The organism is Micromonospora sp. URMC 107, assembly GCF_051386315.1.
In the GTDB taxonomy this organism is placed as follows: Bacteria; Actinomycetota; Actinomycetes; order Mycobacteriales; family Micromonosporaceae; genus Micromonospora.
The window spans coordinates 38676-53223 of record NZ_JBPQTK010000002.1 but is presented as its reverse complement, the minus strand read 5'-3'; the positions used below and the strand labels follow the sequence as shown (position 1 = coordinate 53223).

The 14548-nt window shown below is 76.0% G+C and carries 2 protein-coding genes; both read left to right on the top strand.

All coding sequences use genetic code 11. From position 1 onward, the window contains the following. The first annotated feature begins 5 nt into the window (after positions 1-5). Entirely contained in the window at positions 6-5006 is a 5001-nt protein-coding gene (locus ACSNN9_RS00750) for a type I polyketide synthase (RefSeq protein ID WP_436670681.1), read from the top strand. Positions 5007-5055: 49 nt separating this feature from the next. Continuing rightward, positions 5056-14541 (top strand): type I polyketide synthase, encoded by a 9486-nt coding sequence (locus ACSNN9_RS00745; RefSeq protein WP_436670680.1) that lies wholly within the window; start codon positions 5056-5058, stop codon positions 14539-14541. The last annotated feature ends 7 nt before the right edge of the window (positions 14542-14548 follow it).

Genomic DNA, 14548 nt, shown 5'->3' with positions numbered 1-14548 from the left:
ACCCGATGAGCGACGACAAGCTGCGGTACTTCCTCAAGCGGGTGACCGCGGACCTGCACGACACCAAGCGCAAGCTGCAGACCGTCGAGGCACGCGACCAGGAGCCGCTGGCCATCGTCTCGATGAGCTGCCGCTTCCCCGGTGGCGTCCGGTCACCGGAGGACCTGTGGGAGCTCGTCGCCGACGGTCGGGACGCGCTCACCGAGTTCCCCGACGACCGGGGGTGGGACCTGGAGGCGCTCTACGACCCCGACCCCAACAAGCCGGGCAAGAGCTACACCCGCATCGGCGGGTTCCTCGACGGCGCCGGTGACTTCGACCCGTCCCTGTTCGGGATCTCCCCGCGTGAGGCCCTCGCGATGGACCCGCAGCAGCGGCTGCTGCTGGAGACGTCCTGGGAGGCCGTCGAGCGGGCCGGCATCGACCCGCTGTCGCTACGCGGCAGTTCCACCGGTGTCTTCGTCGGGCTGAGCACCTCGAACTACGGCATGGGTCTGCCGCACGTGCCCGAGGGCGTCGACATGTACATCGGCACCGGCAACACGACCAGCGTCGCGTCCGGCCGGATCTCGTTCACCCTCGGCCTCAACGGCCCGGCCGTCACCGTCGACACCGCCTGCTCCTCCTCGCTGGTGGCCCTGCACCTCGCCGTGAACGCGCTGCGCCGCGGCGAGTGCGACCTGGCCATCGCCGGCGGCGTCACCGTCATGGTCACCCCCGGCGTCTTCGTCGTCTTCTCCCGGCAGCGCGGCATGTCCGTCGACGGCCGGTGCAGGGCCTTCGCGGCCGGCGCGGACGGCACCGGCTGGGGCGAGGGCGGCGGCGTGCTCGTCGTGGAGCGGCTGGCCGACGCCGAGCGCAACGGCCACCCGATCCTCGCCGTGATCCGGGGCAGCGCCCTCAACCAGGACGGCGCGTCCAACGGGCTCACCGCCCCGAACGGCCCCTCCCAGCAGCGGGTCATCCGGCAGGCCCTCGCGAACGCCCGGCTCGGCACCGCCGACGTCGACATGGTCGAGGCGCACGGCACCGGCACCACCCTCGGCGACCCCATCGAGGCGCAGGCGCTCATCGCCACGTACGGGCAGGACCGGCCCGCCGACCGGCCGCTCTGGCTGGGCTCGGTCAAGTCGAACATCGGCCACACCCAGAGCGCCGCCGGCGTCGCCGGGCTGGTCAAGATGGTCATGGCGCTGCGCAACGGCGTCATGCCGGAGACCCTGCACATCGACGAGCCCTCCCCGCACGTGGACTGGACCGCCGGGGCGGTGTCCCTGCTCACCGAGTCCAAGCCGTGGCCGGAGCTGGACCGCCCCCGCCGCGGCGGCGTCTCCTCGTTCGGCGTGAGCGGCACCAACGCGCACGTGATCCTGGAGGAGTACCGGCCGCGCGTCGCCGACCCGGCGGCCGTCGAGAGCGACGAGGCCGTCGAGGCCACCGCCGTCGCGCCCGCGCGACGCCCCGGCCTGGTCGCCTCGGACGTCACCGTCTGGCCGGTGTCTGCCCGGTCGAAGGCCGCCCTCGCCGGCCAGGCCGCCCGGCTCGCGCGGCACGTGCGCGAGCACGGCGACCTCGACCCGGCGGCGATCGGCTGGTCGCTCGCCACCACCCGCTCGACGTTCGACCACCGCGCCGCCGTGGCCGGCGTCGGCACCGACGAACTGCTCGCCGGGCTGGACGCCCTCGCCGCCGGCCACCCGGCCGGCAACCTCGTCACCGGTACGGTCACCAGCGCCGGCGCCGGCCCCGTCTTCGTCTTCCCGGGTCAGGGCGCCCAGTCGGCGCGGATGGCCGCCGGTCTGGTCGGGCGTACGCCGGTGTTCGACGCGAAGCTGGCCGAGTGCCAGCGGGCCCTGGTTCCGTATCTGGACGTGGACCTGGTGTCGGTGCTGACCGGCGACGACGAGTCGTGGCTGGAGCGGGTCGAGGTCGTGCAGCCGGTCCTGTGGGCCGTCGGCATCGCCCTCGCGGCCGTGTGGCGCGCGGCGGGCGTCGTCCCCGACGCGGTCGTCGGCCACTCGCAGGGCGAGATCGGCGCCGCCTGCGTGGCCGGCATCCTCACCCTGGAGGACGCCGCCCGGACCGTGGCGCTGCGCTCCCGCGCGCTCGCCGTGCTGCGCGGCACCGGCACGATGGCGTCGATCGACCTGTCCGCCGACGCCGTGGCCGAGCGGCTGCCGGCCTTCCCGGGCGTCGGCGTGGCTGCCGTCAACGGCCCGACCACCGTCGTGGTGTCCGGCCCGCCGCAGCCCGTCGCCGACCTGGTGGCGGCCTGCCAGGCCGAGGGCCTGCGTGCCCGGCTCATCCCGGTCGACTACGCCTCGCACTCCGAGGCCGTGCAGCAGGTCGCCGAGCAGCTCCGCGCCGACCTGGCCGACGTCACCCCGCAGGCCGGTCACACCCGGCTCGTCTCCACCCTGACCGGCGACTGGGCCGACCCGGCCTCGATGACCGCGGACTACTGGTACGACAACCTGCGCCGCACCGTGCGGTTCGACGCCGCCGTCCGGGTGGCGATCGCCGCCGGGCACACCACGTTCGTCGAGATCAGCCCGCACCCCGTGTTGACGATGCCGGTGACGGCCATCCTCGACGACAGCGGCGTCACCGGCCACACCCTGGGCAGCCTGCGTCGCGGCGACGACGACGCGACCCGGCTGCTGACCAACCTCGCCACCGCGCACGCCATCGGCCTGCCCGTCGACCTGGCGAACGTCCTCGCCGAGACCGAGGTCGCGCCGCTGCCCACGTACGCCTTCGACCACCAGCGGTTCTGGCTGGACGGCAGCGGCGGTCCCGACCTGGAGAGCCTGCTGGCGGGCGCGGGTGCGGGCGACCCGAGCGACGCGAGCTTCTGGGCCGCCGTGGAGCGCGGGGACGTCACCGCCCTCGCCGAGACCATCGCCACCGAGGACACCCCGGCGGACCAGGTTCTCGACGCGTTGCTCCCGGCTCTGCCGCTGCTCACCTCCTGGCGCCGGCAGCGGCGCCGGCAGTCCGACATCGACAGCTGGCGCTACCAGGACACCTGGAAGCCGCTGACCGGCGTCGCCAACCGGGGCATGACCGGCACCTGGGTCGTGGTCATGCCGACCGGCGACATCATCGAGCCCTGGCAGGACGCCTGCGTCGAGGCGTTCACGGCGGCCGGCGCGACCCTCGTCGAGGTGCCCGTCTCCACCCCCGACGTCGACCGCGACCAGTTCGGCAAGCTGCTCCAGGAGGCGCTCGCCGCCGCACCGGGCGGCGTCGACGCCGCCGCCGACGTGACCGGCGTGGTCTCGCTGCTCGCCTTCGACGAGCTGGCCCACCCGCTGCACCCCTCCGTGCCCGGCGGCTTCGCCGCCACCGTCGCGCTCTTCCAGGCCCTCGGCGACGTCGGCCTGCGCGCCCCGATGTGGAGCGTCACCTCCGGCGCCGCCTCCGTCGGCATGGCCGACCTGCTGCGCTCCCCGGTGCAGTCGCTGGTCTGGGGCTTCGGCCGGGTCGCCGCGCTGGAGCACCCGCAGCGCTGGGGCGGCCTCGTCGATCTGCCCGAGGCCGTCGACGAGCGCTGCGCCGACCTGCTGGTCGCGGCCCTCACCGCCGCCGGCGAGGAGGACCAGATCGCGGTACGTCCCGGCGGCCTGCTCGCCCGCCGGCTCACCCGGGTCCCGCTCGGCGACAGCCAGCCCGCCAACCCGTGGCAGCCGTACGGCACGGCGCTGGTCACCGGCGGCACCGGCGCGCTCGGTGGGCACGCCGCCCGCTGGCTGGCCCGCAGCGGGGTGGAGAACATCGTCGTCGTCAGCCGGCGGGGCATGGCCGCGCCGGGCGCGCAGCAGCTCGTCGACGACCTCACCGAGCTGGGGGCCCAGGCCACCGTGGTCGAGTGCGACGCCTCCGACCGCGACGCGCTGGCCGCCCTGATCGACGCGATCCCCGTCGAGTACCCGCTCACCACGGTCGTGCACGCCTCCGCCGTGCTCGACGACGCGATGATCAACGACATCCGGCCGGAGCAGATCGAGCGGGTGCTCCAGGCCAAGGTCGACGTCGCGTACAACCTGCACGAGCTGACCCTCGACCACGAGCTGTCCGCGTTCATCATGTTCTCGTCCTTCGCCGGCAGCGTGGCCAGCTCCGGCGTCGGCAACTACGCCCCGAGCAACGCGTTCCTCGACGCGCTCGCCCAGCACCGCCGTGGCCTCGGCCTGACCGCCACCTCCATCGCCTGGGGCGCGTGGGCCGGCGGCGGCATGGCCGACGGGCCGCTCGGCGAGCTGCTGCACCGCCACGGCGTACCCGAGATGACCCCCGACGCGGCCATCACCGCGCTGCACCAGGCCGTGGACCACGGCGAGGCGTTCCTCACCATCGCCGACATCGCCTGGGAACGGTTCTCCGTCGCCTTCACCGCCACCCGGCCCGGCCCGCTGATCAGCGACCTGCCGGACGTGCGGCGGCTCGCCACGGCCGAGAAGGTGGCCAGCGTGGAGGCCGGCGACGGCCCCGACTCGTTGCAGGACCGGCTCGCCGGGCTGCCCGCCGCCGACCGGCAGGCCGTGCTGCTCGGCCTGGTGCGCAGCCAGGTCGCCGCCGTGCTCAACTACCCCTCCGCCGAGTCGGTGGACGAGCACCGGGCGTTCCGGGAACTGGGCTTCGACTCCGTCACCGCCGTCGAGCTGCGCAACCGGCTCGGCTCGGCCACCGGCGTGGCCCTGCCGGTCACCCTGGTCTTCGACTACCCGACCCCGACGACCCTGGCGGAGTACCTCTTCGCCGAGGTCGCCCACGACGACGTGGTCACCCCGACCGCCCTCCTCGACGATCTGGACCGGATCGCCGACAGCCTCGACGTGGTGGCGCGGGACGAGGCGGCCCGGGTGCGGGCCACCGTACGCCTGCAGGCGATGCTCTCCCGGCTCGCCCAGGACAGCGGTGGCGCCGACATCGGCCGGCACCTCGACGACGCCACCGACGACGAACTGTTCGCGATGGTCGACAAGGACCTCGGCATCTCCTGACCTTCCAGCTCCAGCTCTCTCCCGTCCCTTTCGAGGAAGCGGCACTCCGATGGCCAACGAAGACAAGCTCCGCGACTACCTCAAGCGGGTCATGGCTGATCTCCACGACACCCGTCGCCGGCTCAGTGAGGCACAGTCCCAGGAACTGGAGCCGGTGGCGATCGTGGCGATGAGCTGCCGGTTGCCGGGCGGGGTGCGCAACCCCGACGACCTGTGGGAGCTGTTGCGGGACGGCCGGGACGCCGTTGCCCCCTTCCCGGACGACCGGGGCTGGGACCTGGAGCGCCTCTACCACCCCGACCCCGACCACCCGGGCACCTCGTACGCCCGGGAGGGCGGGTTCGTCGACGGGGCCGGGGACTTCGACTCCGCCTTCTTCGGCATCTCGCCCCGCGAGGCGCTGACCATGGACCCCCAGCAGCGGTTGCTGCTGGAGACGTCCTGGGAGGCCGTCGAGTCCGCCGGCATCGACCCCGCCTCGCTGCGCGGCAGCCGGACCGGGGTGTTCGTCGGCACCAACGGGCAGGACTACGGCACCCTGCTGATGGTGTCGCCGGACGGCGACGAGGGGCACTCGATGACCGGGGGCGCGGCGGCCGTCGCGTCGGGCCGGGTGTCGTACGCCCTCGGGCTGGAGGGGCCCGCCGTCTCCATCGACACGGCCTGCTCGTCGTCTCTGGTGGCGCTGCACCTCGCGGTGCAGGCGCTGCGGGCGGGGGAGTGCGACCTGGCGCTGGCCGGCGGGGTGACCGTGATGGCCACCCCGGGCCTCTACATCGGCTCCAGCCGGCAGCGCGCCCTCTCCCCGGACGGGCGGTGCAGGTCGTTCGCCGCCGCCGCCGACGGCGCCGGGTTCTCCGAGGGCGTCGGCTGGCTGCTGGTCGAGCGGCTGTCGGACGCCCGCCGCAACGGCCACCGCGTCCTCGCGGTGGTACGCGGCTCCGCCGTCAACCAGGACGGCGCGTCGAACGGGCTGACCGCCCCGAACGGGCCGGCGCAGCAGCGGGTGATCAGCCAGGCCCTCGCCTCCGCCCGGCTGTCCACCGCCGACGTCGACGTCGTGGAGGCGCACGGCACCGGCACCAAGTTGGGCGACCCGATCGAGGCGCAGGCGCTCATCGCCACGTACGGGCAGGACCGGGGGGAGGCCCCGCCGCTGCTGCTCGGCTCGGTGAAGTCGAACATCGGCCACGCCCAGGCCGCCGCCGGCGTGGCCGGCGTGATCAAGTTGGTGCTCGCCATCCGGCACGGCCTCGTCCCGGCGACGCTGCACGTCGACGCGCCGTCGCCGCACATCGACTGGACGGCCGGCGCGGTGGAACTGGCCACCGAGGCGCGGCCGTGGCCCGAGACGGGCCGGGTGCGGCGCGGTGCCGTCTCCTCGTTCGGCATCTCCGGCACCAACGCCCACGTGATCATCGAGCAGCCGGACGAGCCGACCGAGGGCCGCCCGTCCGACTCCGCCCCCGGTCTGGTCGCCGCCGACGCGTTCCTCTGGCCGGTGTCGGCCCGGTCGAAGGCCGCCCTGGCCGGGCAGGCCGCCCGGCTCGCGGCGTACCTGCGCAAGCGGGAGGGGACCGACCCGGCGGCGGTCGGCTGGTCCCTGGCGGCCACCCGGTCGACGTTCGACCACCGCGCCGCCGTGGTCGCCTCAACCGCCGAGGAGCTGCTGGCCGGGCTGGACGCGGTCGCCGCCGGTCTGCCGGCCGCGAACGTGGTCACCGGTGTGGCGTCGAATCCCGGCGCGGGCCCCGTCTTCGTGTTCCCGGGTCAGGGCGCCCAGTCGGCGCGGATGGCCGCCGGTCTGGTCGGGCGTACGCCGGTGTTCGACGCGAAGCTGGCCGAGTGCCAGCGGGCCCTGGCCCCGTATCTGGACGTCGACGTGGTGTCGGTGCTGACCGGCGACGACGAGTCGTGGCTGGAGCGGGTTGAGGTCGTGCAGCCGGTCCTGTGGGCCGTCGGCATCGCCCTCGCGGCCGTGTGGCAGCACGCGGGGGTGACCCCGCAGGCGGTGATCGGTCACTCGCAGGGCGAGATCGGCGCGGCGTGCGTGGCGGGCATCCTGTCCCTGGAGGACGCCGCGCGGACCGTGGCGCTGCGCTCCCGTGCGCTGGCGGTGCTGCGCGGCACCGGGACGATGGCGTCGGTGGACCTGTCGGCAGAGGCGGTCGCGGAGCGGCTGCCGGCCTTCCCGGGCGTCGGCGTGGCGGCGGTCAACGGCCCGACCACCGTCGTGGTGTCCGGCCCGCCGCAGCACGTCACCGACCTGGTGCAGGCGTGCCAGGCCGAGGGGGTCCGGGCGCGACTGATCCCCGTCGACTACGCGTCGCACTCGCCGGCCGTGCAGGAGGTCGCCGAGCAGCTGCGGGCGGACCTGGCCGACGTCACCCCGCAGGTCGGCCACACCCGCCTGGTCTCCACCCTGACCGGCGACTGGGTCGACCCGATCGCCATGGGCGCGGACTACTGGTACGACAACCTGCGCCGCACGGTGCTCTTCGACGCGGCCGTGCGGGTGGCGATCGCCGCCGGGCACACCACGTTCGTCGAGATCAGCCCGCACCCCGTGCTGACGATGCCGGTGACGGCCATCCTCGACGACAGCGGCGTCACCGGCCACACCCTGGGCAGCCTGCGCCGCGACGACGACGACGCGACCCGGCTGCTGACCAACCTCGCCATCGCGCACGCCATCGGCCTGCCCGTCGACCTGAGGAAGGTCCTGCCCACCGCGGCCGCCGTCGACCTGCCCACGTACGCCTTCGACCACCACCGGTACTGGCCCGCGCCGCCGGTCTTCCTCGCCGCCCCCGACGGCGCGCCGGACATCGACCGGTGGCGCTACCGGGTCACCTGGCGGGCCGTGCCCGACCTGCCGCTGACCTGGCTCGCCGGCAGCTGGCTCGTCCCGGTGCCCGCGGCGCTGGGCGACGACCCCCTGGTCGCCGACGTGCTGGCGGCGCTCGGCAACTTCGGCGCGGACGTCGTACCCGTGGCGCTGGACGCCACCGACGACCCGGCGGCGCTGGCCGACGCGCTGCGCGCCGCGCTTCCCGGCCCGGACGGGCCCGTCGCCGTGCTCTCGCTGCTGGGCCTGGACGAGCGGGCGCACCCGGAGCACCCGGCGACCTCGCTGGCCGTCTCCGGCACCGCCCTGCTGGTGCAGGCGCTCGGGGCGCTCGGCGTCGAGGCGCCGCTGTGGTGCGCGACCCGGGGAGCCGTCGCGGCCTGCGCCGACGACCCGGCGCCGAGCCCCGTCGCCGCCTCCGTCTGGGGGCTCGGCCGCGCGGTCGCCCTCGAACACCCCGCCCGCTGGGGCGGCCTGCTCGACCTGCCGGAGACCCTCGACGCGCAGGCCGGCGCCCTGCTCTGCGCGGCGCTCGGTGCCGCCGGCGGCGCGGACCAGTTCGACGACGGCGACGGCGCGGACCAGTTCGGCGACGGCGAGGACCAGCTCGCCGTGCGCGCGTCCGGGGTCTTCGTCCGCCGACTCGCCCGGATCACCGAGCCCGAGCCGACCGCGTCCGACGACACCTGGCGGATGCGCGGCACCGTGCTGATCACCGGCGGCACCGGCGGGCTGGGCGGGCACCTGGCCCGCTGGGCGGCCCGCTCCGGCGCCGCGCACGTCCTGCTGGCCAGCCGGCGCGGCCCGGACGCCCCGGGCGCCGCCGAGCTGGAGGCGGAGCTGACCGGCCTCGGCGTACGCGTCACCGTGGCCCGCTGCGACGTCGCCGACCGGGCACAGGTGGCCGACCTGCTCGCCGCCGTCCCCGCCGACGCCCCGGTGACCGCCGTGCTGCACACCGCCGCCGTCCTCGACGACGGGATCGTGGACACCGCCACCCCGCAGCGCCTGCACACCGTCGCCGCGCCCAAGTGCGCCGCCGCCGCTCACCTGGACGAGCTGACCCGGGACCTCGACCTGGACGCCTTCGTGCTGTTCTCCTCGGTCGCTGGCACCACCGGCAACGCAGGGCAGGGCGCGTACGGGGCGGCGAACGCGTTCCTCGACGCCCTCGCCGAGCGACGCCGGGCCGAGGGCCGGCCCGCCCTCTCGGTGGCCTGGGGCGCGTGGAGCGGGGCCGGCCTGCCCGCCGACAACGAACGCGCCCAGCAGCGGCTGCGCCGGGGCGGCATGGTCGGCATGGACCCGGACCTGGCCGTCGAGGCGCTCGCCTGGGCGCTGCGCCGCGGCGAGACCACCACCCTGATCGCCGACATCGACTGGGCCCGCTTCGCCCCCGCGTTCACCCTGGTCCGGCCCAGCCCGCTGATCGGTGACCTCGCCGAGGTGCGCGAGGCGACGCGGCCGGCCCCGCAGGAGACCGCCGAGGAGGAGCCGGACGTACCGTCGGCCCTGGCGCGGCGGCTCGCCGGGCTCGCCGCGGCGGAGCGCGCCGCGACGCTGCTGGAGCTGGTCCGCCAGTGCGCGGCGACCGCGCTCGGCTACGGCGCGGCCGACGACATCCCGGCCACGCTGCCCTTCCGCGACCTCGGCCTGGACTCGCTGACCGCCGTGGACATGCGCAACTTCCTGGCCACCGCCACCGACCTGCGGCTGCCCGCGACGCTCGCCTTCGACTACCCGAACCCGACGGCGCTCGCCGCGCACCTCGACGAACTGCTCACCGGGGCCGCCCCGGACGTGGCCACCCCCGCCCCGGCCGCGCCGGCCGACGACGACGAGCCGATCGCCATCGTGGCGATGAGCTGCCGCCTGCCGGGCGGGGCGGACACCCCGGAGCAGCTGTGGCAGCTCCTCGCCGCCGGCGGCGACGCGATCGGCGAGTTCCCCACCGACCGGGGCTGGGACCTCGACCGGCTCTTCGACTCCGACCCGGAGAAGGAGGGCACCAGCTACGCCCGCGAGGGCGGCTTCGTCGCCGGGGCCGCCGACTTCGACGCCGGGTTCTTCGGCATCAGCCCGCGCGAGGCCCTGGCCATGGACCCGCAGCAGCGGCTCCTGCTGGAGGCGTCCTGGGAGGCGATCGAGCGGGCCGGGATCGACCCGCACGCGCTGCGCGGCAGCCCCACCGGCGTCTTCGTCGGCACCAACTACCAGGACTACCGGAACCTGATGTTCAGCGCCGAGGGCGCCGAGGGGCACCTGATGACCGGCAACGCCGGCAGCGTGCTCTCCGGCCGGGTGTCCTACACCCTCGGGCTGGAGGGGCCCGCCGTCTCGGTGGACACCGCCTGCTCGTCGTCGCTGGTCGCGCTGCACTGGGCCTGCCAGGCGCTGCGCCGCTCGGAGTGCTCCCTCGCCCTCGTCGGCGGCGTCACCGTCATGTCCACCCCCGGGGTGTTCGTCGGCTTCAGCCGGCAGCGGGGCCTCGCCCCGGACAGCCGGGTCAAGGCGTTCGCCTCCGCCGCCGACGGCACCAGCTGGGGCGAGGGCCTCGGTCTGCTGCTCGTGGAGCGGCTCTCCGACGCCCGCCGCAACGGCCACCCCGTGCTCGCGGTGATCCGCGGCAGCGCCGTCAACCAGGACGGCGCCTCCAACGGCCTCACCGCGCCGAACGGGCCGTCGCAGCAGCGGGTGATCCGGCAGGCGCTCGCCAACGCCGGCCTCACCCCGGCCGACGTGGACGCCGTCGAGGCGCACGGCACCGGCACCAAGCTCGGCGACCCCATCGAGGCGCAGGCACTGCTCGCCACGTACGGCCGGGAGCGGCCCGCCGACCAGCCGCTCTGGCTCGGCTCGATCAAGTCCAACATCGGGCACACCCAGGCCGCCGCCGGCGTCGCCGGGATCATCAAGATGGTGCTGGCGCTGCGGCACGGCTACCTGCCGCAGACCCTGCACGTCGACGAGCCCACCGACCAGGTGGACTGGAGCGTCGGCGCGGTCGAGCTGCTCGGCGAGGGCCGCCCGTGGCCGGTCACCGGCCACCCGCGCCGGGCCGCCGTCTCCTCGTTCGGCATCAGCGGCACCAACGCGCACACCATCCTGGAGCAGGCCCCCGAGCCGTCCGCCGCCGAGCCGCCCACGGGGGACCCGGCCCGGCTGCCGGTGGTGCCGGTGCTGCTGTCGGGACGGACCGCGGTCGCGCTGGCCGCCCAGGCGGAGCGCTGGGCCGAGCAGCTCACCGGGCTGGAGGCCCCGCGGACGGTCGACGTCGGCTGGTCGTCGGCGACCTCCCGGGCCACCCTGGAGCACCGGGCCGTCGTCCTCGCCGCCGACCGGGTCGCCCTGGGCGCCGGGCTGCGCGCCCTCGGCGCCGGCGAGGACTCGCCGCTGGTGGTCACCGGCGTGGCCGCGTCCCGGCCGAAGGTGGCGTACCTCTTCTCCGGACAGGGGGCCCAGCGGGCCGGTATGGGTCGCGAGCTGGCCGAGGCGTTCCCGGTCTTCGCCGCCGCGCTGGACGAGGCCTGCGCCGCCCTCGACCCGCACCTGCCCCGCCCGCTGAAGCCGCTGCTCTTCGCCGAGCCCGACACCGCCGAGGCCGAGGCGCTGGACCGGACCGAGTTCACCCAGCCGGCGCTCTTCGCCGTGGAGGTGGCGCTGTTCCGGCTGCTCGAGGCGTGGGGCGTCCGCCCCGACGCCGTCGCCGGGCACTCCATCGGCGAGTTCGCCGCCGCCCACGCCGCCGGAGTGCTCTCCCTGGCCGACGCCGCCGAGCTGGTCGCCGCCCGGGGCCGGCTGATGCAGGCGCTGCCGGCCGGCGGGGCGATGCTCGCCATCGCCGCCACCGAGGCCGAGGTGACCGCCGGGCTCGGCGAGCGCGCCGACCGGGTCTCCGTCGCCGCCGTCAACGGTCCCGCCGCCGTCGTGGTGTCCGGGGCCGGCGACGCCGTCGAGGAACTGGCCGCCGAGTGGTCCGCCCGGGGTGTCCGGATCCGGCGGCTGGCGGTCAGCCACGCGTTCCACAGCCCGCTGATGGACCCGGTGCTCGACGACCTCGCCGCCGTCGCCGGACGGCTGCGGTACGAGGCCCCGACCATCCCGATGATCTCCACCGTCACCGGCACGCCCGTCGACGCGACGGAACTCGGCACGCCGGAGTACTGGGTGCGGCACGCCCGCGACGCCGTGCGCTTCGCCGACGCCGTCGCGGCGCTGCGGGAGCGCAACGTCACCGGCTACGTCGAGATCGGCCCGGACGGGGTGCTCACCGCCCTCGCCCAGGCGGTCCTGGCCGGGGACGCCCCGGCCGGCCGGGCCCCTCTGGTCGTGCCCGCCCTGCGTCGGGACCGTGCCGAGCCGACCACCCTGCTGCGGGCGGTCGCCGCGCTGCACACCCACGGCGTCTCGCCGGACTGGTCCACCCTCTACGAGGGCACCGGCGCGCAGCGGGTCGACCTGCCCACCTACGCCTTCGACCGGCAGCGTTACTGGCCGGAGCCGCCGCCCTGGGCCGCCCTGGCGGCCGAGGACGACCGCACCGAGGTCGAGCGCCGCTTCTGGGCGGCGGTCGAGGCCGAGGACCTCGAGTCGCTGACCCGCGATCTCGACGTGCACCGCGACCAGCCGTTCGGGACCGTGCTGCCCGCCCTGTCCGCCTGGCGGCGGCGGGGCCGGGAGCGGGCCCTGGTGGACGGCAGCCGGTACCGGGTCGTCTGGGAGCCCATCGCCCAGACCCCGGAGGAGCAGGATCCCGGCCGCTGGCTGGTGCTGCTGCCCGCCGACCGCGCGGACGACCCCGACCTGCACTCCTGCACCTGGGCCCTGGGCACCGAGGTGACCATCGTGCCCGTGGACACCGCCGCCGACTCCGACGAGCTGTGCGGCGGGTTCGCCGACGTCCTCACCGAGGCGCTCGGCGCGGGCGACGGACCACTGTCGATCCTCTCCTTCCTCGGCCTGGACGACACCCCGCACGGCGAGCACCCGGCCCTGCCCCGTGGCCTCGCCGCGACCGTGCACCTGCTCCAGCAGCTCGTCGACCTCGACGCCCCGGCCCGGCTCTGGTGCGTCACCCAGGGTGCCGTCGGCGTCGGCGACGGTGACGCCCCGGCCAACCCCCGGCAGGCGATGCTGTGGGGCCTGGGCCGGGTGGCCGCGCTGGAGCAGCCCGGCCGCTGGGCCGGGCTGGTCGACCTGCCCACCGACCTCGAGCCCTGGACGGCGATGCGGCTCGGCGGCATCCTGACCGGCGGCGGCGTGGAGGACCAGCTCGCCGTCCGCGAGTCCGGGGTGCTGGTGCGGCGGCTCGTCCCGGCCGTCACCGCCGGGGACCCCGCGCCGTGGCAGCCCCGGGGCACGGTGCTGATCACCGGCGGCACCGGCGCGCTCGGCGGGCACGTGGCCCGCTGGGTGGCTGGCGCCGGCGCGGAGCGGGTGGTGCTGACCAGCCGGCGGGGCACCGACACCCCGGGCGCCACCGACCTGCTCGCCGAGCTGACCGGCCTCGGGGTGGACTGCCGGGTCGCCCGGTGCGACGCCGCCGACCGGAACGCGGTGGCCGAGCTCCTCGCCGACCTCAGGCGGGAGGGACCGCCGCTGCGCGCGGTGGTGCACGCCGCGGGGGTCAGCGAGGTGGTGCCGCTGGCCGACACCACCCTGGAGGACCTGGCGTACGTCATCGCCCCGAAGCTGTCCGGCGCCGAGCACCTCGACGAGCTGCTCGACGGCGTCGAACTGGACGCGTTCGTGCTCTTCTCGTCCATCGCGGCGGTGTGGGGCAGCGGCGGGCAGGGCGCGTACGCCGCCGGCAACGCCTACCTCGACGCGCTCGCCGAGCGGCGGCGCGGCCGGGGCCTGCCGGCCACGTCCGTCGCGTGGGGGCCGTGGACGGAGTCGGGCATGTTCACCGAGGGCGCGGCGGAGCAGCTGCGCCGCCGGGGCCTGCGGGTGATGCCGCCGGGCGTGGCGATGGCCGGACTGCGGCACGCCCTGGCCGCCGGCGACACCTGCGTCACCGTCGCCGACGTCGACTGGGCGACCTTCGAGCCGCTGTTCACCTCGCTGCGGCCCAGCCCGCTGCTGGCCGACCTGCCGGCCGTACGCGCGCTGGCCGTCGCCCCCGCCGACGCGCCGGACGCGTCCGCGCCCGTCGCCCGGGACCTGCTCGCCGGGTTGCGGGCACTGCCCGGTGAGGAGCGCCGGGCCGCGCTGCTGGAGATGGTGCAGGAGGACGCGGCGAAGGTGCTCGGCCACTCCTCCGGCGACGTGATCGAGACCGACCGGGGCTTCCTGGACCTCGGCTTCGACTCGCTCACCGCCGTGGAGCTGCGCAACCTGCTCAGCGCGGCGACCGGGCACGACCTGCCCACCACGGTCGTCTTCGACTACCCGACCCCGGCCGGCCTGGCCGACCACCTCTACGAGGAGCTCTTCGGAGACGGGGACGGGGACGCCGGTGACGGCGGCGACGAGGAGTCGGTCCGCCGGGCCCTCGCCGCGATCCCGCTGGACGAGCTGCGTCAGGCGGGCCTGCTCGACCAGCTGCTCCAGCTGGCCCGTACGAGCGCCGGCTCGCCGGCCGTGGCGCCCGCCGCCCCGGCCGCGCCGCCCGCGCCCGAGGACCAGATCCGCGAACTCGACGTCGCCGGCCTGGTCCGGATGGCCCTGGAAGGCTCCGACTCGTGACCCGGCC

Excerpts from the sequence above, each read along its gene's own strand:
- ACSNN9_RS00745 (WP_436670680.1), top strand. The coding sequence starts at position 5,056 with ATGGCCAACGAAGACAAGCTCCGCGACTACCTCAAGCGGGTCATGGCT.
- ACSNN9_RS00750 (WP_436670681.1), top strand. The coding sequence starts at position 6 with ATGAGCGACGACAAGCTGCGGTACTTCCTCAAGCGGGTGACCGCGGAC.